Origin of the sequence: Allofournierella sp. (assembly GCF_017889395.1) — a bacterium.
Lineage (GTDB): Bacteria > Bacillota > Clostridia > Oscillospirales > Ruminococcaceae > Allofournierella.
The window spans coordinates 1-19,513 of record NZ_JAGHKE010000001.1 but is presented as its reverse complement, the minus strand read 5'-3'; the positions used below and the strand labels follow the sequence as shown (position 1 = coordinate 19,513).

At 63.3% G+C, this 19,513-nt stretch carries 18 protein-coding genes; 1 reads left to right on the top strand and 17 read right to left on the bottom strand.

Annotation, left to right across the window (positions count from 1 at the left end; genetic code table 11):
- Nucleotides 1-100 precede the first annotated feature (100 nt).
- The 17 genes from J7G73_RS00090 to J7G73_RS00010 all read right to left on the bottom strand — a co-directional run bounded on the left by J7G73_RS00090 (nt 101) and on the right by J7G73_RS00010 (nt 18,788).
- Nucleotides 101-2,239 (bottom strand): polyribonucleotide nucleotidyltransferase, encoded by a 2,139-nt coding sequence (locus J7G73_RS00090; RefSeq protein WP_291244766.1) that lies wholly within the window; start codon nt 2,237-2,239, stop codon nt 101-103.
- Between the two features lie 197 nt (nt 2,240-2,436).
- Complete coding sequence (gene rpsO, locus J7G73_RS00085) at nt 2,437-2,694, bottom strand: 30S ribosomal protein S15 (RefSeq protein WP_087292841.1); 258 nt, start codon at nt 2,692-2,694, stop codon at nt 2,437-2,439.
- Nucleotides 2,695-2,824: 130 nt separating this feature from the next.
- Nucleotides 2,825-4,387, bottom strand: coding sequence for a glycosyltransferase family 39 protein (locus J7G73_RS00080; RefSeq protein ID WP_087292844.1), 1,563 nt, complete (start codon nt 4,385-4,387; stop codon nt 2,825-2,827).
- A gap of 15 nt (nt 4,388-4,402) precedes the next feature.
- A complete protein-coding gene (gene ribF, locus J7G73_RS00075) occupies nt 4,403-5,317 on the bottom strand; it encodes a riboflavin biosynthesis protein RibF (protein ID WP_247643376.1) in 915 nt (304 codons plus the stop codon).
- A 33-nt stretch (nt 5,318-5,350) separates the two neighbouring features.
- Nucleotides 5,351-6,226 (bottom strand): tRNA pseudouridine(55) synthase TruB, encoded by an 876-nt coding sequence (truB, locus tag J7G73_RS00070; RefSeq protein WP_291244765.1) that lies wholly within the window; start codon nt 6,224-6,226, stop codon nt 5,351-5,353.
- A gap of 4 nt (nt 6,227-6,230) precedes the next feature.
- Complete coding sequence (locus tag J7G73_RS00065; protein WP_087292854.1) at nt 6,231-7,214, bottom strand: bifunctional oligoribonuclease/PAP phosphatase NrnA; 984 nt, start codon at nt 7,212-7,214, stop codon at nt 6,231-6,233.
- A 34-nt stretch (nt 7,215-7,248) separates the two neighbouring features.
- Nucleotides 7,249-7,608, bottom strand: a complete 360-nt coding sequence (gene rbfA, locus J7G73_RS00060) for a 30S ribosome-binding factor RbfA (RefSeq protein WP_087184075.1) — start codon at nt 7,606-7,608, stop codon at nt 7,249-7,251.
- Nucleotides 7,609-7,694: 86 nt separating this feature from the next.
- Nucleotides 7,695-10,010: a translation initiation factor IF-2 gene (gene infB, locus J7G73_RS00055; protein ID WP_087292857.1), complete on the bottom strand. Its 2,316-nt coding sequence runs from the start codon at nt 10,008-10,010 to the stop codon at nt 7,695-7,697.
- A complete protein-coding gene (locus tag J7G73_RS00050; protein WP_087181718.1) occupies nt 10,007-10,330 on the bottom strand; it encodes a ribosomal L7Ae/L30e/S12e/Gadd45 family protein in 324 nt (107 codons plus the stop codon). The genes infB and J7G73_RS00050 overlap by 4 nt, the downstream gene beginning before the upstream one ends.
- The gene (locus J7G73_RS00045; protein ID WP_058963858.1) at nt 10,320-10,598 is read right to left on the bottom strand and encodes a YlxR family protein; all 279 of its coding nucleotides are present in this window, start codon (nt 10,596-10,598) and stop codon (nt 10,320-10,322) included. Before J7G73_RS00045 ends, J7G73_RS00050 begins: the two co-directional genes overlap by 11 nt.
- A 44-nt stretch (nt 10,599-10,642) precedes the next feature.
- Entirely contained in the window at nt 10,643-11,728 is a 1,086-nt protein-coding gene (gene nusA, locus J7G73_RS00040) for a transcription termination factor NusA (protein ID WP_291244764.1), read from the bottom strand.
- A 54-nt stretch (nt 11,729-11,782) separates the two neighbouring features.
- Nucleotides 11,783-12,274 carry a ribosome maturation factor RimP gene (rimP, locus tag J7G73_RS00035; RefSeq protein WP_087292863.1) on the bottom strand — a complete coding sequence of 164 codons (492 nt, stop codon included), beginning with the start codon at nt 12,272-12,274 and terminating at the stop codon, nt 11,783-11,785.
- 154 nt (nt 12,275-12,428) lie between these two features.
- Nucleotides 12,429-13,580: an acyltransferase gene (locus J7G73_RS00030; RefSeq protein ID WP_291244763.1), complete on the bottom strand. Its 1,152-nt coding sequence runs from the start codon at nt 13,578-13,580 to the stop codon at nt 12,429-12,431.
- Complete coding sequence (locus J7G73_RS00025; RefSeq protein ID WP_291244762.1) at nt 13,577-15,394, bottom strand: DUF6020 family protein; 1,818 nt, start codon at nt 15,392-15,394, stop codon at nt 13,577-13,579. Before J7G73_RS00025 ends, J7G73_RS00030 begins: the two co-directional genes overlap by 4 nt.
- Before the next feature lie 29 nt (nt 15,395-15,423).
- A complete protein-coding gene (locus tag J7G73_RS00020; RefSeq protein ID WP_291244761.1) occupies nt 15,424-16,662 on the bottom strand; it encodes an aminopeptidase in 1,239 nt (412 codons plus the stop codon).
- Between the two features lie 126 nt (nt 16,663-16,788).
- Nucleotides 16,789-18,204: a glycine--tRNA ligase gene (locus J7G73_RS00015; RefSeq protein ID WP_087292874.1), complete on the bottom strand. Its 1,416-nt coding sequence runs from the start codon at nt 18,202-18,204 to the stop codon at nt 16,789-16,791.
- A gap of 218 nt (nt 18,205-18,422) precedes the next feature.
- Nucleotides 18,423-18,788, bottom strand: a complete 366-nt coding sequence (locus tag J7G73_RS00010) for a helix-turn-helix transcriptional regulator (protein WP_087292877.1) — start codon at nt 18,786-18,788, stop codon at nt 18,423-18,425.
- Nucleotides 18,789-18,952: 164 nt separating this feature from the next.
- Between J7G73_RS00010 and J7G73_RS00005 the strand changes: the two genes are divergently transcribed.
- Nucleotides 18,953-19,513, top strand: a 561-nt coding sequence (locus J7G73_RS00005) for a GGDEF domain-containing protein (RefSeq protein ID WP_291244760.1), incomplete at its 3' end; no start/stop codon positions are given.

Genomic DNA, 19,513 nt, shown 5'->3' with positions numbered 1-19,513 from the left:
CCCCGTTTTCTTGTTTTCACAGTGGAAAAGCCCGCTCCGGCAGCAGCCAGAGCGGGCTTTTTGGTTTTGTTTCAGGTCCCTTGCGCAGGGCACTCAGGGCTTAGCCCTTGGCCTTCTTGGCCTCGATGGCAGCCAGAGCATCCTTGCGGCTCAGGTTGATGCGGCCCTGCTGGTCGATCTCGGTGACCATAACGATCAGCTCGTCGCCCACGGCCACAACATCCTCCACGCGCTCTACACGCTTGGAGTCCAGCTTGGAGATGTGCACCAGGCCTTCCTTGCCGGGAGCGATCTCAACAAATGCGCCGAAGTTCATCAGACGGGTCACGCGGCCCTTGTAGATGGCGCCCACCTCGGGGTCCTCCACGATGGTCTTGATGGTGTGGATGGCCCGGTTGGCGTCGTCGATGTCGATGGCGGAGACGAACACATGGCCGTCCTCCTCCACGTCGATCTTGCAGTTGCAGTTGGCGCAGATGTCCTGGATGACCTTACCGCCCTTGCCGATCACGTCCTTGATCTTGTCCACGGGGATGACCATGCTCAGCATCTTGGGAGCGTACTTGCTCAGCTGGGCACGAGGCGCGGGGATCACAGGCAGCATGATCTCGTCCAGAATGAACAGACGGCCCTTGCGGCACTTCTCGAAGGCTTCCTCGATGATCTCGTAGGTCAGACCGTCGATCTTGATGTCCATCTGGATGGCGGTGATGCCCTTGTGGGTACCGCCAACCTTGAAGTCCATATCGCCGTGGAAGTCCTCAACGCCCTGGATGTCCAGCATGGTCATCCAGCGCTCGCCCTCGGTGATCAGACCGCAGGAGATACCGGCAACGGGGGCCTTGATGGGCACACCGGCGTCCATCAGGGCCAGAGTGCTGCCGCAGATGGAAGCCTGGCTGGTGGAACCGTTGGAGGACAGAACCTCACTCACCAGACGCAGGGTGTAGGGGAACTCCTCCATGCTGGGCAGCACGGGAACCAGAGCACGCTCCGCCAGAGCGCCGTGGCCGATCTCGCGGCGGCCGGGGCTGCGGGGTGCGCGGGCCTCGCCCACAGAGTAGGGCGGGAAGTTGTAGTGGTGCATGTAGCGCTTGTACTGCTCGGTGCCCAGGTCGTCCATCAGCTGGCTGTCCTTGGTGGAGCCCAGAGTGGCGATGGTCAGAACCTGAGTCTGGCCGCGGGTGAACATACCGCTGCCGTGTACACGGGGCAGCAGGCCGACTTCGGCGGCCAGGGGACGGATCTCGTTGATGCCGCGGCCGTCCACGCGCTTGCCCTCATCCAGCAGCCAGCGGCGCACCACGAACTTCTGCATCTTGTACATCAGCTCTTCGATGGTGCCGGCGCCCCACTGCTCGGCGTACTTCTCCTCCAGCTTCTCCCGGATGGGCAGCAGGCGAGCGTCGCGGATGTTCTTGTCGTCGGTGTCCATGGCGGCCTTGAAGTCGTCCAGGAACTCGTTCTTCACTTCCTCGAACAGGTCGTGGTCCAGATCCATGTCCTGGAATTCCTTCTTGGGCTTGCCGATCTGAGCAACGATGCCGTTGATGAACTCAATGATCTTCTTGATCTCCACGTGAGCGGCCTTGATGGCGTTCAGCATGGTGACCTCGTCCACCTCGTTGGCGCCGGCCTCGATCATGACGATCTTCTTCTCGGTGGCGGCAACAGTCAGCTGCAGGTCGCTGACCTCACGCTGCTCCAGGGGGGGGTTGACCACCAGCTTGCCGTCCACCAGACCCATGAACACGCCGCCGATGGGGCCCGCCCAGGGAATGTCGGAGATGGACAGCGCGATGGAAGTACCGATCATGCCGGTGATCTCGGGGCTGCAGTCCTGGTCCACGCTCATCACGGTCATGGTGACGCACACGTCGTTGCGCATGGTCTTGGGGAACAGAGGACGGATGGGACGGTCCACCACGCGGCTGGTCAGGATGGCCTTCTCACCGGGGCGGCCCTCACGGCGCATAAAGCTGCCGGGGATGCGGCCCACAGCGTACAGCTTCTCCTCAAAGTCCACGCTCAGGGGGAAGAAGTCGATGCCGTCGCGGGGCTTCTCGCTCATGGTCACGTTGCACAGCACAACGGTCTCGCCGTAGCGCACCAGGCAGCTGCCGTTGGACAGACCGCACATCTTGCCGGTCTCAACCACCAGCGGACGGCCGGCCAGTTCCATCTCGAAGGTTTTGAAATTGGTGAATTCCTCATGCTTGGATGCAAATTCCAAAGCCATAGTGTTACCTCCTAATTGATGATATAGTTTTGAATATTCCATCAGAAAGGCCCTGTGGCTTTAGCAATAAATCCAGCGTTTTGCCCGCCGTCAAAGCGCTCGATTTACCGCTAATGCACACACGGCATTTCTGTTTTGGCAAAAAAATACAGGGAAAGGCAGGCGGTTTGAAAACCGCCTGCCTTTTGGATGCGTGATTACTTACGCAGGCCCAGCTTGGTGATCAGGGCACGATAACGCTCGATGTCCTTCTTCTTCAGGTAGGCCAGCAGGTTGCGGCGGCGGCCAACCATCTTCAGCAGGCCACGACGGCTGTGATGGTCGTGGGTGTTGTTCTTCAGGTGCTCGTTCAGGTGGTTGATGCGAGCGGTCAGCAGGGCAACCTGCACCTCGGGAGAACCGGTATCGGTCTCGTGAACGCGAGCGGACTCAATGATGTTCTTCTTAGCTTCCATTGTGAATACCTCGTTTTCTATATATTTGCCAATGACCAGGTGTGGGGCAATCGAGGCGCTCTGTTGCAGAGCATACACCCCATACTGGGCCATGGTAGCCTATTAACTATAACACAGACAGCGGCAAAAATCAAGGGCAGGTTTTCTCTCCGCGCATCTTTTTGATACGTGCCGCCAGCAGGCCGCAGCCCGCCTGCAGCGTTCCGGCCCCCAGCGCCGCCACCGGCAGCAGCATGGGATAAAAGCTTACCGCGTACTGGCTTTTGCCCTCGGAAAGGGTGAGATAAAACACCCCGCCGAAAAACACCAGCGCGGGCAGAATGGCCCCGGGCGAGGGGCGCAGCATCAGCCGCACCGCCCCCACCAGCCCCAGCAGGTAGACCGCCGTCTGCAAACAGCCCAGAAAGGGATTCAGTCCCTCATCCAGGCTTTGAGCGAACAGCTGCTCCTGATAGTCCTGCGCATGCACCGGCTCGGTGTTGCGCTGCAGGTACAGCCAGCTGCCGAAGCCCGCATCCAGCCACTGGCTCACGGTCTTCTGCCGCAGGAAGGTTTTGGCCTGAGCGGGGTTGTGCACCCAGTAGCTCAGCTGCTCCTTCAGCTCCTGCGTCTGCTCCTGCTTCATGCGCTCGTAGTCAAAGCCCGCGTTTTCGTAGGCCTTTTCGCTGCGCTTGTCGGCGGTGTGCCAGCCCGGCGCAAATTCGTACTGCTCGGGGCGGCTGTCCAGCCCCATGACCAGCCACACCACGGTGGCGGTGCCGGGCTGCACCGGTACTCCGCTGCGCAGGCTGTACCAGTATTGCAGGCCCTTGCCGGGCAGAAAGGCAAACACCGCGGCCGCGGCCACGGCCAGCAGCTGCCGCCAGCGGCCGGTGCGGATGCTGTCCAGCACTGCCACAATGGCAATGGCCACCAGCATGATGAGCGCCGTGCTCTTGATGGTCATGGCCGCCGCCAGCAGGCCCGCCGAGATAAGGCCGAACCGGTGCTTTCTCGTGTCCAGCCAGCGCAGCGCCGCCCACACGGCGGCAAAGCCCAGCGCGGTGGACAGCAGATTTCCGTACAGAAAGAACACATAACGGGCCACCGGCACACTGCAGGCCAGCAGCACGCTGGCCACCATCTGAGCCTTTTGCCCGAACAGATGGCACGCGATGCGGCAGACCGAGACCGCCAGCAGCATCAGCGCCAGAAAGTTGATCCACCGCAGCCAGATGAGGGCCGCGTCCCAGCTGCCGGCCAGCCGCAGCACCGCCTCCTCCAGGGCCACCAGGCCGCTCTGGAAGGGATAGCGGTACATGTAGCCGCCCTGCTGGAAGGCCGACCAGTCCCCCTGCACGGCTCCCTGCGCTGCCTGTAAGCAGAACAGCGAGTCGGCAAAGGGGGTCGCCTTGGTGCACCACAGCCAGAACAGCGCCTGCCCCGCGGTAAGGCAGACGCCCGCTGCCGTGACCGCCCGCATCACGCGCTCTCCGCGCGCCAGCCAGCCCAGAGCAGTCGCAGCCACCACGATGGCCGCCACGCCCCACAGCCGGTCGGTGAGAACGATCTCATAAAAGCCGACCAGCTCATCCTCCCCCATGAAGGAAATGTAGGACAGGCCCCACTTGGTCAGGCCAAGCAGCGCCACCGCGCACAAAAACATGGCTGCACCGCAGCACAGCCGACAGAACAGGTCCCGATATTTTTCCACTGTTCTCTCCCCTTTTTACTCGTCCATGGGATGCCGGGCGAAGTAGGCCTTCGCCTTTGCCGCCGCGTCGTTCACGCAGGCGGTGAGCTGTTCCAGAGTGTCGAACTTGCGGCTGGGGGCAATGTACTCATAGAATTCCAGCTCCGGCTCCTCGCCGTAAAGCTGGCCGGAAAAATCCGGGATAAAGGTCTCGCAGGTGGCCCCCTCGCCGGTGGTGTTCACGGTGGGCCGGGTGCCGAAGCCGGTGGCTCCCGCATACCACTGCCCGTTCACCTTCACCCGAGTGATGTAAATGCCGTATTTCGGCGCTGCAAAGCCCTCCGGGTAGATCTGGTTGATGGTGGGAAACCCCAGGGTGCGGCCCAGGCCCTTGCCGTGGCGCACCGCAAAGTCGATGCGGTAGGGGCGGCCCAGCATGGCGTTCACCGCCGGGATATCGCCCTCCGCCAGCGCCGCCCGGATGCGGGTGGAGCTGACCAGCTGCCCCTGGTAGGTGGCCATGGGCACCACCTGTACCCGGATGCCCAGCGGCTCACACAGCTGACGCAGGGTCTCCACGTTGCCCGCGGCCTTTTTGCCGAAGGTGAAGTTGTCGCCGCAGAACACGGCCCGGGCCTTGAAGCCCCGGTGAAGAATCCGCTCCACGAATTCCTCCGGGCTCTGGCCGCAGAAGGCCTCGAAGGGAGGCTCCATGTAATATTCCACGCCCAGGCCCTCCATGACCTGGTGCTTTTCGGTTTCGCTTTGCAGTCGGCCACCCTTCATGGTGCTGCTCAGCGGCAGCTGAAAGGTGAACACCGCCGCCGACCGGCCGTTTTCTGCCGCGTCGAGGGCAGCAGCCCGGATCACCGCCTGATGACCCAGGTGAACGCCGTCAAAAAAGCCGAGGGCTACGCTGCACCCCCGGCTGACGGTCAGGTCCGCTTCCAACGCCTGTAATGTTGTATAAACCTTCAGGGCGGTTCACGTCCTTTCCACAAATAATTTTTCAGTTTTCAAGATGGAATCCTCCACCCGGCCCAGGCCCAGAAAGCCCTCGGGCCCCTGCAGCCGATACACGCCGTTCTCCGCCTTGATCCGGTAGCAGGGCGCGCCGTTCAAAAGGCGTGCGGTGTTGCCGGGCGAGACAGCGAGCTCAGGCAGATGGGCGAAGACGGTTTCCACCGGGAGCAGCAGCTCCTCCAGCCGGTTTTCGTCCTTCGCCGCCTGGATCTCCTCAATGGTGTGGCTGTGCTCCAGGCCGAACACGCCGGCCCGGGTGCGCCGCAGCCCCGCCAGAGTGGCGGGCACGCCCAGTGCCTCGCCCAGGTCCTCCACCAGAGTGCGCACGTAGGTGCCCTTGCTGCAGTCCACCTCCAGCACGAAGTCCTGTTCGCCCTCTTTGCCGGTCAACTCCAGCCGGTGGATGGTCACCGGGCGGGCCTTGCGCTCCACAGTCACGCCCTGACGGGCCAGCTTGTAGAGCGGCGAGCCGTTCACCTTCACCGCCGAGTACATGGGCGGGGTCTGCATGATATCGCCGGTGAACCGGGGCAGAACCGCCTTCAGCTGCTCTTCGGTGACGGCGGTCTGCTCACTGCGCAGCGTGGTGCCGGTCACATCGCCGGTGTCGGTGGCAAGGCCGAAGCGGATCAGGGCCCGGTAGGCTTTGGTATGGTCCGGCTGCATATCCACCGCCTTGGACGCGCCGCCGGCGAACACCGGCAGCACGCCGGTGGCCATGGGGTCCAGCGTGCCGGAATGGCCCAGCTTGCGGGTGCCCAAAATGCCCCGCAGCTTGGCAATCACGTCGAAGCTGGTCCAGCCGGTGGGTTTGTCCACGATCAAAATGCCATTCATGGGGTTACTCCTGTTCCTGGGCGGGCGCATCCGCCCGTTTCAGTTCCCGCTCCACCTCGGCCAGGATGGCGGCCTTGGCGTTGTCCAGATTGCCCTCCAGCTCGCAGCCCGCGGCACGGGAATGACCGCCGCCGCCCAGCCGCTTGGCAATGGCGCAGGCATCCACCTCGGCGGTGGTGCGCACGCTGATCTTGTAGCTGCCCTGGGGCAGCTGGCGCAGGGTGATGCCCACCTGCACGCCCTCGATCTTCCGGGGCAGGCTGGTGATGTCCTCCAGCTCGTTGGCAGCCACGCCGCTGGCCGCGATCTGCTCGCGGGTGAGCCACATGAGGGCGCAGCGGTCCTCGAAGTGATACTCCAGGTTCTCCAGCGCGGTGAGCTCGATGGCCATACGGGCCTTGGATTTGCTCTCGAACAGAATCATGTTCAGCTCCGCCACATCCACGCCGGTCTCCATCAGCTTGGCAGCCAGCAGGTGGCTCTTGGCGGTGGTGTTGGAAAACAAAAAGCAGCCGGTGTCGGTGGACAGGCCGGTGTACAGGCACCGGGCGATGCAGGGGGTGATCTCCACGTTCATGGCGCAGATGATGTCGTACATGATCTCGCAGGTGGCCGCAGCCTCCGCGTCCAGCAGCAAGGCGTTCGCATAGCCGCTGTTGGAGCCGTGGTGATCGATGCACAGATCGATCCGGTCCAGATATTCCTGCAGCGCGTCGCCGAACAGCTGGATGCTGGCCACATCCACGGCCACCACATAGCCCGGCTCAAACTGCCCCTGGAACAGCTCGATCTCCATATAGGAATAGCGGCTGGGGATGGGATCTGCACACAGCACCGCCGCTTCCTTGCCCAACCGCTTGAGGGCGTGCATCAGGGCAGCGGCGCTGCCGATGGTGTCGCCGTCCGGGTTTTTGTGGCACAGGATCAGCACGTTCTCCGCCCGAAGCAGGCGGCCGATGACGGCCAGCAGGTCTAAGATCTCACTCATGACGTTCTCCTCTTCTTGCGATATCCGGGCGGGATTACTCCTCCCGGTTCTTGTTCAGCCCCGCCAGCAGCTCGTTGATGTGAGCGGCGTAGGCGGCGCCGTCATCCTGGGCGAACACAAAGCGGGGCGCCTTACGGATGTGCATGCGGCGGGAAATCTCGGTGCGCACGTGGCCGCTGGCCTTGTTCAGGGCCTTGACCACCTCGGCAGTGCCCTCGGGCTTGCCCATCACGCTCACGTAGACCTTCGCCACATCCAGATCGGGGGTCACATCCAGCCGGGTGACGGTGAGCAGACCGCCCTCCAGGCGGGGGTCCTTCATCTGGCTGATGATGCCGATCACTTCCCGCTTCATATCCTGGGCCAGGCGGCCCTGGTTTTTCGGGTTTGCCATAGCTCTTTCTCCTTGTTCTTATGGGCGGCTGCCGCCCGAAGTCAAAGGGCTTCGGGCGGCGGCCGGTTGGTTATTGGGGCGCTCGATCAGTCCCGGTACTCCTCCAGGATGTAGGCCTCGAAGATGTCGCCTTCCTTGATGTCGGCAAACTTCTCCAGAGTAACGCCGCACTCGTAGCCCTGGGCCACTTCCTTCACGTCGTCCTTGAAGCGGCGCAGGCTGGCAATCTCGTCCTCGGTGATGACGATGCCGTCACGCACCACGCGGATCTTGCTGTTGCGGGTGATCTTACCCTCCTGCACGTAGCTGCCGGCCACCAGGCCCACGCTGCTGATCTTGTAGACCTGACGAACCTCCAGGCGGCCCTGCTCCACTTCACGGATCTTGGGAGCCAGCATGCCCTTCATGGCGTCGGTCACGTCGTTGATGGCGTCGTAGATTACGCGGTACATGCGCATCTCCACTTCGCACTGGGCGGCCTCTTCCTTGGCCACGGGGTCGGGGCGCACGTTGAAGCCGATGATGATGGCGCCGCCGGCGTTGGCCAGCATGACGTCGGACTTGTTGATGGCGCCAACGCCCGCGTGGATGACCTTGACCCGGACCTCGTCGTTGGAGATCTTCTCCAGGCTCTGCTTCACGGCCTCGGCGCTGCCCTGTACGTCCGCCTTGACGATGATGTCCAGCTGCTTGCGCTCGCCCTCGGCGATCTGGCTGAACAGGTTATCCAGGGTGACCTTCTGGTAGCTGTTGAACTGGCGCTCCTTCTCCTCGGTGGCGCGCTTGTCGGCCAGCTCGCGGGCCAGCTTCTCGTCGGCCACGGCGTCGAACAGGTCGCCGGCGCTGGGCACCTCGGTCAGACCGGTGATCTCCACGGGGGTGGAGGGGCCGGCCTCTTCCAGGAACTGGCCCTTGTCGTTCTTCATGGTACGCACGCGGCCCACGGCGGTACCGGCGATCACGCAGTCGCCCTTATGCAGGGTACCCTTCTGCACCAGGATGGTGGCAACGGGGCCCTGGCCCTTGTCCAGACGGGCCTCGATGACGGCGCCCTTGGCGCGGCGGTCGGGGTTGGCCTTCAGCTCCTTGACCTCAGCCACCAGGTTGATGTTCTCCAGCAGGTCGGAGATGCCGGCGCCGGTCAGAGCGGACACGGGCACACAGATCACATCGCCGCCCCACTGCTCGGGAACCAGCTCGTACTGGGTGAGCTGCTCCATTACGCGGTCTGGGTTGGCGGTGGGCTTATCCATCTTGTTGATGGCCACGATGATGGAAACACCGGCGGCCTTGGCGTGGTTGATGGACTCAACGGTCTGGGGCATGATGCCGTCGTCGGCGGCAACCACCAGAACCGCGATGTCGGTCAGGTTGGCGCCGCGGGCACGCATGCTGGTGAAGGCCTCGTGGCCGGGGGTGTCCAGGAAGGTGATGACCTTGCCGTCGGCGGTGACCTGGTAAGCGCCGATGTGCTGGGTGATGCCGCCGGCCTCGCCCGCGGTCACATGGCTCTTGCGGATGGCGTCCAGGATGCTGGTCTTGCCGTGGTCAACGTGACCCATAACAACCACAACGGGGGGACGCTCCTGCAGGCTCTCGGCGGGATCTTCGTCCTGCTCGAACAGGCGCTCCTCGATGCTCACATGCACCTCTTTTTCCACCTTGGCGCCAAACTCCTCGGCGATCAGGCTGGCGGTGTCGAAGTCCACGACCTCGCTCACGCTGGCCATGACGCCCAGGCCCATCAGCTTCTTGATCACGTTGGCGGCGGTCTGCTTCAGGCGGGTGGCCAGCTCGCCCACGGTGATCTCCTCGGGGATCTGCACCTTCAGCTGGGCCTTGCGGGCCTTCTCCAGCTGGATGCGCTGCAGGCGCTCGGCCTCGGTCTCGCGGCGCTTCTGGAAGTTCTGGCCCTTCTTATTGCGGTTGTTGGCGAACTTCTGCTTGTTGCCGGCGGGCTGGGGCTTGCGGCGGTTCTCCACGTTCTTGGTGGAAGCCAGCTCGTCGAACTTCTCGTTGAAGCGGTCCAGGTTCACATCCACGGTGCGGGTGTCCACAACCTTGGTCACAACCTCGCGCTTCACGGGCTCGGGCTTGGCTTCGGCCTTCTTCTTGTCGGCCTTTTTCTTATTGTTGTTCATCTCCACCACGGTGCCGTCGGCCTTCTTCAGCACCTCGCTGGCCTTGGGCTGGGGCTTGGGTGCGCTGTCCAGGTAGGCATCCAGGCTGGGCTCGGAATTGGCCTGGGTGAAATGCTCAAACACCAGGTTCACTTCCTCCTCGGTCAGGTTGGCGCCGGTCTTCTTGACCTCGCCGCCCTTCTGGGCCAGCAGGTCCACGATCTGCTTGGCGGGAACGTTCAGGTCCTTCGCCACATCGCTCACTTTATATTTAATGGTCATTCGTTTTCCTCCTTTTCATCCGCCAGGTACTGGCTGCACAGGTTGGCCAGGTTTTCATCCAGCACGCTGTACACGCCCACTTTCTTGTAGCTTATGCCGCACAGCTCCAGCTGAGTCAGGGGCATCCGGCGGCACTCGGTGATGTCCTCGCAGGTGCGGGCCATCCGCTTCGCGGTGCCGTCGCTCACGTCGGCGGCCAGCAGCACCAGCCAGGCCTTGCCGCTCATCACGCTCTCGCGCACGGCATCGAAGCCCATGACCAGTTTGCCGGCCTTGCGGCACAGGGAAACAGCCGACAACAGTTTTTGTTTATTCTCCACGCTCGGCTCCTTCTATTTCGCGCTCGATGCTTTCGTATACCTCGGGCGGAATTTGAGTATCCAGCGCGCGCTCCAGGCGCTTGGCCTTGCGGGCCTTGGCCAGGCATTGGGCGCTGGGGCAAAGGTAAGCGCCCCGGCCGGGCTTTTTGCCCACAAGATCCAGAGAGATCTCCCCTTCCGGGCTGCGCACGACGCGCACCAGCTCCTTTTTCGGTTTGGACTCGTTGCAGCCAAGGCAATGGCGCAGCGGGATCTTACGTTGTTGCATCGCGGTGGGACGCTCCTTTCTGTTGATGGTTTTGGGCGAAGAGCTTATTCCTCGCTGGAAGCAGCGGGCTGCTCCTCTTCCTCGCCGTAGTAGCCGCTCTCGGGGCGGATATCGATATTGTAGCCGGTCAGGCGGGCGCACAGACGGGCGTTCTGGCCCTTGTTGCCGATGGCCAGGCTCAGCTGATGGTCGGGCACGGTGACGCGGCAGGCCTTCTTGTCGCCCTCCAGGATCTCCACCTTGACCACCTTGGCGGGGCTCAGGGCGGCGCTGATGAACTCGCTCACATCCTCGCTCCAGCGCACCACGTCGATCTTCTCGCCGTGCAGCTCCTCCACGATCTTGCCCACGCGGGCGCCGTGTGCACCGATGCAGGCGCCCACGGGGTCGATGTTCTCGTCCTTGCTCCAGACGGCCATCTTGGTGCGCACGCCGGCCTCACGGCTGATGGCGCGGATCTCCACGGTGCCGTCGAAGATCTCGGGCACTTCCATCTCGAACATGCGCTTGACCAGCTGCTCGCTGGTGCGGCTGATGATGACGCGGGGGCCGCGCTCGGTGACCACAACGTCCTTCACGTAGACCTGCACGTGCTGGCCCTCGAAGAACTCCTCGCCGGGCACCTGCTCGGAGCGGGGCAGAATGGCCTCGCCCTTGCCCATGTCCAGAGCCACCAGGCCGCGATCCAGATCCACGCGGGTGACGCGGGCGGTAACGATCTCGTGGGCCTTGCCCTGCATGTCGTTGAACAGCTGGTTGCGCTCGGCCTCACGGATGCCCTGACGGATCACGTGCTTGGCGGTCTGAGCCGCGATGCGGCCGAAGTCCTTGGTCTTCAGGGGGGTCACCACGCGCTGGCCCATCTTGTAGGTCTTGCGGATGGCCTGGGCCTCCTCCAGGGTGAGCTGGGTGTGGGGGTTCTCCACCTCTTCCACGATGTCGCGCACCAGGGAAACGTTGAACTTGCCGTTTACGGTGTCGATCTCCACCAGCACGTTCTCGTCCTCCACCTCGTAATCCTTCTTCACGGCGATCACGATGGCGGCCTTGATCTTCTCGATCAGGTACTCGGCGGTCAGGCCACGCTCTTTTTCCAGCATGGTCAGCGCTTCAAAAAATTCTGCGTTCATTTTTTTCGATCTCCTCCAATTTGTCTGGCTACAACTATCCTATATATAAAAAGATTAGAACAGGTCCTCGTCGTCGCAGAGCTTCACGAAGCTGGCGGCGGCCAGCTCGAAGGCGGCCGGGCCGTTTTCGGTCTCCACGGTCACGGTCTGGCCCTCGATGCCCTGCAGCAGGCCCGCGATCTCCCGGTTGCCGCTCTCGTCCGGCCGGATGAGGCGGGCGGCGATCTTCTGGCCCTGGTAACGGGCAAAGTGCTCGGGCCGGGTGAGACGGCGGCCCAGGCCGGGGGAGCCGACCTCCAGGAAGTAGGCCTGGTCGATGGGGTCGGCCTCCTCGATCACCGGGTCAATGGCCCGGCTGGCCGCCTCGCAGGTGTTCATGTCCAGCGGGCCTTCGCCGGCGGGATCGATCAGCACCCGCAGGTACCAGTCCGGCCCTTCCTTTTCGAAGCGCACGTCCCACAGAATCAGGCCCATGCCCTCGATCACCGGGCGCACCAGGGCTTCCACCTGCTGCACCGTGTTCTGGCCGCCTTTTGCTTTTGCCATCTTCAAACCTCCCAACGCATATTTTACCCAAACAAGCAAGAAGAGCGGGCCTTGCGGCCCACTCTCCATTCAAACGTTATTCTTACGGTATCAACTATACCATATTCCGTCGGCCTTTGCAAGCCCCGCCGGAAAAGTTTCCCAGCCGGGCGACTCAGGACACCGCCGCGCAGGGCTCCGCCCGCCTGTTTTTGCCAAGGCTCAGCCGGGCCCGCAGCCATTGCGCGGCGGGCTTTTCCAGCCCGTAGGTAGCCAGCACAGCCGCCGCCAGACCCACCGCCCAGATCAGAAGCAGGTAGGCGTGCATCCAGCGGGTATCCCCCAGCTGGTTGGGCGGGGTGTCGCCCTGCCAGGGCGGGATGCGCAGGTCGTATTTGACGCGCACCGCAAGCCACTGGTGCCAGATGTAAAAGTTATAGCTGATGGCGCTGAGAAAGGCCCAGAGCCTTGCACCGGGCAGCTGCGGCCCCAGGCAGAGCCCCACAAGGCAGACCGCGAAGCAGAGCGTCAGCGGCAGCCGCCAGATCAGCTGGCCGTGGGGGCCGTCCTGCCAGTAGGCGATGCGGCGCAGCACCCACACAGCGCCCCCAAGGCCCGCCAGCGCAGCCAGCGCAAAGCCAACCTCCCGGCGTTTTGTCTGCTTCGGAGCCAGCAGGGCCACCGCCTGGGCGGCGGCAAAGCCCAGCCCGATCACCCCGAAAAAGGAGGGCAGCTGGTTGAAGCGCATGCTGTAGTCCACCCCCTGCAGGGGCAGCACCCGGCAGCGGGCATACAGCTCCTGGGCCGCGCACAGCCCCGCCAGCACCGGCAGCGGCCAGGCGTAAAAGGCCCGGGCCAGCAGCGGAAACAGCAGGTAGAACAGCACCAGCACCCCCACGGTCCACAGCGCGCCGTTGGTGCGGCAGTACACATACCCCTGGGGCACCAGAGTGGGAATGAGCAGCAGGTGGCTGCCCACGTCCAGCCAGAAATCCCGGTCGGGCCGGTGTCCGGCCGCCCAGACCAGGGCGCTGACCAGCACCGCGAAATAATAGGAGGGCAGAAGGCGCACCGCCCGCCGCCGCAAAAAGCCCCGGCAGCCCGGAAACTCCTTGCGCTGCGCCCAGGCGTGGGCATAGGGCAGATAGAGGCAGAAGGCGGACAGCAGGATCATGCCGTCCACCCAGGCGCCGCCGCTGCGGGCCAGAAAATCCAGACCGGGCGGGCACACCCAGCTCTGCTGCCAGAAATGGAATACGCCCACCATGCCCACCGCCAGCACCCGGAACAAGTCCGCTCCGGCGGGGCGCAGATACCGCTCATTCATTCCCTGCTCTTTCCTCCGTCTGTGCGCGCGGCGTACAGCGCGGCGGCAAGCAGGACCGGCCAGCAGAAGGTCATGGGCCAGCCGTAGCGCCCGTGGCCGAAGAACACCGGCCCCAGCAGGCACATGAGCAGGGTCAGGTACTGCATGGCCAGCGCACCGCCCAGGCCCTTCACCCGCCGGGCCGAGACCCAGGCGCCCAGCGCCAGCAGGCCCCAGGCGGTCAGGCCGAAGTTTTCAAACCAGCCGGTCACCGGCAGCAGGAAGGCAAAGTCCACCTTTTCCAGCACCGTCTCCAGCGTATCCAGCACCGCCGGGCGGGTCACATAGTCGTTGTCCCCCACCGGGCTGTAGTACCAGCAGGGGTTGACCGCCCCGGGATAGACCCAGCCGTAGCACAGGTTGGCAAAGGCCTCCAGCGCGCTCACGGGATGGCGCAGGGTCTGGGCCATCCACACCTGGCGGTAGGCCGCCCGGTCCGCGTCGGTGGTGCCCTCCCGGGCACTGTAGGTCTTGATGGGGTCCGCCACCCAGGAGGTATAGGCCTCGGCCAGGTTATCGTATTCCACCACCCGGTCGATAATCTCCCGCTCCTCGTCGGTCACCTCATCCGGGAAGTCCCGCACAAAGCGGCCGGTCTGCTGCAGCGGCACGCTCAGCGTCTCGTTGGGGTTGGCCTGCTCCACGCCGGGCAGCGCCTTCAGCCCGCTGGAAAGGGCCATGCCCAGCACCAGCGGAAGCACCAGCCAAACGGCCAGCGCCGCCCGAGCCCGGCCGGTCTTCGCTGCCTTCCACAGCAGCGGGCCGGAAAAGACCAGTGCGCCCGCCAGCAGCGCGGGGCCGTTGTAGCGCATGGTGCAGACCAGCAGGGCCGCCAGCGCCGCCAGCCAGAGCTTCGCCCGCCCGCGCCGGAACTGCTCCGGCAGCAGGATGGCCTCCAGCAGAAACACGGTGAACAGCAGCACCGCCGTGGTGTAGACGGTATCCTTCATCAGGATGGTGGCCGCACGGGGGAAGGTGGGCACCAGGCCGTACAGCGCCAGCAGTGCCCCCATCGCCACGGGGCGGAAGCCCAGCCGCACCAGAAAATGCACGCTGTAGCCCATCACCGCCGAGAGGAACAGGCTCTGCACCAGAACCACCAGGAACACACCGGCGTTCCAGCTGCCCAGCAGGGTTTTGCCCAGCAGGATCAGCCCGCTCTGCAAAAAGGTGTGCGCCAGCGGATGGCCCGCGTGCAGCGGCTGCACCCCGATCACCTGCTCCAGCTGCCACCAGGTATCGGTGTTGGAGGCGCCGGGGAACAGGCAGATGAAATAGGGCAGCCAGCAGACCAGCAGAATCGCCATGCTGTACAGGATGGTTTTGCCGCTGGCCTGCCTGAGCCAGGCCGGGCCTTTGACCTCTGTGCGGGGGGCGGCGGTCAGCCGGTCCAGCCCCAGGAACAGGGCCCGCAGGCCGAAATACAACAGGATGCTGTAGCCCAGCCAGACCGCACCGGCCTTTGCCAGCCGGACAAAGCCGCTGTACAGGAAGGACAGGTCCTCACTGGCCTGGATGCTGATGCCGGTCAGGGTGAACAGACCCAGCAGCGCCGCCAGCGGGATCAGCCGCCGCTGGTCCCGGCCGGTGACCGGGGCTTTTTCCAGCGTCCAGCGGTAAAAGGCCACCAGCAGCAGGGTGAGGGCCATGGCCTCCACCGACTGGTCCTTGGTGCGGGCAACCGGGTCCAGGATGTCCAGCGAGAAGGCCAGGCTGCTCAGCCAGGCCAGCACCGCCGCCAGACCCCAGACTCGGATGGTCGCGGTTTGTTTCATAATGCTTTCTCCTTTGGGGACCGAGCCGCTCAGCCGATGGCCCACTCGCCGTTTTCAAAGATGGTCACGGTCTCGCCGGATTTGGTCAGGCCGGTGATGGTCATGTCCTCCGCGCCCACCATCACGTCCTCGTGGATGGCGGAATCGTTCACGCCGCAGGCCAGCAGCTCCTCGGTGGTCATGGCCGCGCCGCCCTTCACGGTGGTGGGGTAGCCCGCACCGAAGGCGATGTGGCAGGCAGCGTTCTCATCAAACAGGGTGTTGTAGAACAAAAGGCCGCTGCGGTTGATGGGGCTGGAGGCGGGCACCAGCGCGATCTCGCCAATGCGGCGCGCGCCCTCGTCGCTGTCCAGCAGCTGGCCCAGCAGCTCGGCGTTCTTCTCAGCGGAGTACTCCACCACCACGCCGTCCTTGAAGGTGACCGAGAAGCCCTCGATCAGCTGGCCGTTGTACACGTAGGGCTTGGTGCCCTTGACCACGCCGTTCACCCGCTCCCGGTGGGGTGCGGTGAAGACCTCCTCGGTGGGCACGTTGGCGATGAACACGGTGCCGTTCTCGGCCTTGCTGCAGGCGCCCTCCCAGGTGTGGCCCTCGGCCAGACCCACGGTCAGGTCGGTGCCGTTGGCGCTGGTCATGTGGATGCTCTCCAGCTGCAGCTCATTGAGCTTGTCCCGGCAGGCGGCGGTCTTGGCCACGTGCTCCTTCCAGGCGCTCACCGGGTCGCCGCCGGTGACCCGGCACACGTCAAAAATGGCGCTCCACAGCTTCTCCTGAGCCTCGTCCTCAGACAGGCCCGGGAACACGGAAGCGGCCCATGCGGGAGTGGGGATAGCCACCACGCACCACTGCACCCGGTCCTTCATGGTGTATTCCCGCCAGGACTTCATGGCCTCCTGCTTGGCCAGGCTCACCCGGTTGATCTTGCCGGTGTCCAGACCCTTGAAGATCTCCGGGTCAGAGGCATGGATGGCCAGCAGGCAGCAGCCGCCCTCACTCTCGGCGTAGTCCAGATAGCTGCGCAGCTCGTAGGGCTTGGTTTCGCTCAGGGCTTCCTCCTCGCCCAGCTCCATGCGGATACGGGCGGCCTTTTCGTCCTCCCAGCGGATGACCACATCCCGGGCGCCGGCCTTGTAGGCGGCCTCCATGCAGGCGCGGCCGAAGTAAGCGCCCTCCACCGGGCAGCGGATGATAAGGGTCTGGCCCTTCTGCACGTTCACGCCCACCTGCACGGTGAAGGCGGCATATTTGTTCAGCAGTTCCTGATTCATTGGTTTCATTCCTCGCTTTTTCTGAAATTTTTGCAGGCCCTTTGCGGATCTGCATTGTACAATTGCCTTTATTATAACGAAAAAGGCGGGGCTTTAAAAGCCCCGCCGGACAGATGTGCAGCTTAATCAGAACTGGATCTTCTTCTCGATGTAGTCCTTGACCTGGCTGATGGGCAGGCGAACCTGCTCCATGGTGTCGCGGTCACGGATGGTCACGCAGCCGTCGCCTTCCTCGGTGTCGCTGCCGAAGGTGGCGAAGTCCACGGTGATGCACAGAGGAGTGCCGATCTCGTCCTGGCGGCGGTAGCGCTTGCCGATGGAGCCGGTCTCGTCATAGTCCACCATGAAGTACTTGCTCAGCTCCTGCCAGATGGGCATGGCCTGCTCGCCCAGCTTCTTGGACAGGGGCAGCACGGCGGCCTTGTAGGGAGCCAGGGCGGGGTGCAGGCGCAGAACCACGCGCTTGTCCTCCTTGCCCTTGTCGTCGGTGAGCACTTCCTCGTCGTAGGCCTCGCACAGGAAGGCCAGGGCCACACGATCGGCGCCCAGAGAGGGTTCGATCACGTAGGGGATGTAGTGCTCGTTGGTGTCGGGATCGAAGTACTCCAGGCTCTTGCCGCTGGCCTCCTGATGGCGGCCCAGGTCGTAGTTGGTGCGGTCGGCAATGCCCCACAGCTCGCCCCAGTCGGTGAACGGGAAGGCGTACTCGATGTCGGTGGTGGCGCGGGAGTAGAAGGCCAGCTCGGCGGGCTCGTGGTCACGCAGGCGCAGGTTCTCCTCCTTGATGCCCAGGCTCAGCAGCCAGTTCTTGCAGAAGTCCTTCCAGTAGGCGAACCACTCCAGGTCGGTGTCCGGCTTGCAGAAGAACTCGCACTCCATCTGCTCGAACTCGCGGGTACGGAAGGTGAAGTTGCCGGGAGTGATCTCGTTGCGGAAGGCCTTACCCACCTGGCAAACGCCGAAGGGCAGCTTGCGGCGGGTGGTGCGCTGGATGTTGGCGAAGTTCACGAAGATGCCCTGGGCGGTCTCGGGACGCAGGTAGCAGGTGCTGGAGGAGTCCTCGGTCACGCCGATGGCGGTCTTGAACATCAGATTGAACTTACGGATGGGGGTGAAGTCGTGCTTGCCGCAGACGGGGCAGACCACATCCTCATGCTCGGTGATGAAGGCGTCCATCTCCTCGAAGCTCATGGCATCCACGTTCACCTCGGGGTGCACGTCGCCGATCAGCTTGTCGGCCCGGTGGCGGGCCTTGCAGCTCTTGCAGTCCAGCAGGGGGTCGGAGAAGCCAGCCACGTGACCGGTGGTCACCCAGGTCTGGGGGTTCATGATGATGGCGGCATCCAGGCCCACGTTCAGGCGGTTCTCCTGCACGAACTTCTTCAGCCATGCCTTCTTCACGTTGTTCTTGAACTCAACGCCCAGGGGGCCGTAGTCCCAGCTGTTGGCCAGGCCGCCGTAGATCTCGCTGCCCGGGTACACAAAGCCCCGGTTCTTGCACAGGGCAACGATGGTTTCAAAACTCTTTTCGCTGTTTTTCATTGTCTACTCCTTACTGCGACGCTGGCTGCGCCGCCGCTTGTTTTTCCCCCGCGGACCGGGGTTTTTTGTCCGTAACATATCTAATATTAAGGCGGCGGGGCCGCTTCGTCAAGACGAAAAGGGCAACCGGAGCGGATTTTTGCGAAAAAAAGGGCGGGATTGTCTTCTTACAAAAGACAATCCCGCTTTGCTGGCCAGGGAGCGTTTTTCTGAGGCGGTCAATCCTCCTGCTCGGCCCGGCCTTCCTGTACCTTGAGCGCGCCGTCCAGCGCACCCTCCACCACCGGCAGAAACTCCTCGCTGCACAGAGTGAGCTTCTGGCTGACCCGGCGGCGCTGCTCGCTGGGCTGGCCCTCCTCCTGCTCGAAGAAATACCGGTCTGCCGGCAGCTTGCAGATGCGCACCAGCTCATAAAAGATGGGCAGGCTGGGCAGACTACCGCTGTTTTCGATATTGGCCAGATAACGGGGATCAATCCCCAGCTGATCAGCCAATGTGCGCCGGGTCATCCGTAAAGCAAGCCGGGCGGCTTTGATGTCTGTTCCCAGGGTTTTCAGATTGCTGCATTCTCGGGTCTTTCGCATAACACATCACCTTTACCAATTATTTTATTCTGCGCGGCTTTTCCGATAAATGATGTGTAACGTATTTATAGTGCACTAAATAATTCATATTTTCTCTTGCTTTGGGGAATTCCATGCCGTATAATAGGAAAAAGCTTCTTACTTTTCATCAGGAGACAAACTGCATGAATGTGAACCATGTTTTGAACGAATTCAGCGATACCCTTCTGTTTGAATACGACTGTGATTCCGCTCGTTTGGAATTTACGCCCGCAGCCCCCGCAGCGCTGGGCCTGCCGGACCGTTTGCCCCTGCGCAGCGACGCGGGTGGCCGGACGCTGCCGGAGGCTGCGGACAAACTGCGCCGTCTGCTGCGGGCAGCCCGGCCCGGCGGACCGGTAGTCAAGGCGGAGGTGACCTTTTTGGGGCAGGATGGGCAGCTCTGGGTCTATTTATGCCGCTGCAAGGCACTGGAAGGAGCCGGCGGACGCGGCGGTCAGATCGTGGGCAAGCTCACCGACATCACCGAGCGGTTCGACCGGGAGCAGGATCTGCTGCGCCGGGCCAACATGGACCTGCTCACCGGCGTCTACAACCGAAGCGCCGAGGAATTGATCACCCGGAAGCTGAAACAGAACGGCGGCGGCGTGCTGTTCATGATCGACCTGGACGATTTCAAGCAGATCAACGACACGCTGGGCCACTCGGTGGGCGATCAGGTACTGGTGGCGGTGAGCGATGTGCTC

Excerpts from the sequence above, each read along its gene's own strand:
- J7G73_RS00090 (WP_291244766.1), bottom strand. The coding sequence starts at position 2,239 with ATGGCTTTGGAATTTGCATCCAAGCATGAGGAATTCACCAATTTCAAA.
- rpsO (WP_087292841.1), bottom strand. The coding sequence starts at position 2,694 with ATGGAAGCTAAGAAGAACATCATTGAGTCCGCTCGCGTTCACGAGACC.
- truB (WP_291244765.1), bottom strand. The coding sequence starts at position 6,226 with ATGAATGGCATTTTGATCGTGGACAAACCCACCGGCTGGACCAGCTTC.
- J7G73_RS00065 (WP_087292854.1), bottom strand. The coding sequence starts at position 7,214 with ATGAGTGAGATCTTAGACCTGCTGGCCGTCATCGGCCGCCTGCTTCGG.
- rbfA (WP_087184075.1), bottom strand. The coding sequence starts at position 7,608 with ATGGCAAACCCGAAAAACCAGGGCCGCCTGGCCCAGGATATGAAGCGG.
- infB (WP_087292857.1), bottom strand. The coding sequence starts at position 10,010 with ATGACCATTAAATATAAAGTGAGCGATGTGGCGAAGGACCTGAACGTT.
- J7G73_RS00045 (WP_058963858.1), bottom strand. The coding sequence starts at position 10,598 with ATGCAACAACGTAAGATCCCGCTGCGCCATTGCCTTGGCTGCAACGAG.
- nusA (WP_291244764.1), bottom strand. The coding sequence starts at position 11,728 with ATGAACGCAGAATTTTTTGAAGCGCTGACCATGCTGGAAAAAGAGCGT.
- rimP (WP_087292863.1), bottom strand. The coding sequence starts at position 12,274 with ATGGCAAAAGCAAAAGGCGGCCAGAACACGGTGCAGCAGGTGGAAGCC.
- J7G73_RS00030 (WP_291244763.1), bottom strand. The coding sequence starts at position 13,580 with ATGAATGAGCGGTATCTGCGCCCCGCCGGAGCGGACTTGTTCCGGGTG.
- J7G73_RS00025 (WP_291244762.1), bottom strand. The coding sequence starts at position 15,394 with ATGAAACAAACCGCGACCATCCGAGTCTGGGGTCTGGCGGCGGTGCTG.
- J7G73_RS00020 (WP_291244761.1), bottom strand. The coding sequence starts at position 16,662 with ATGAATCAGGAACTGCTGAACAAATATGCCGCCTTCACCGTGCAGGTG.
- J7G73_RS00015 (WP_087292874.1), bottom strand. The coding sequence starts at position 18,204 with ATGAAAAACAGCGAAAAGAGTTTTGAAACCATCGTTGCCCTGTGCAAG.
- J7G73_RS00010 (WP_087292877.1), bottom strand. The coding sequence starts at position 18,788 with ATGCGAAAGACCCGAGAATGCAGCAATCTGAAAACCCTGGGAACAGAC.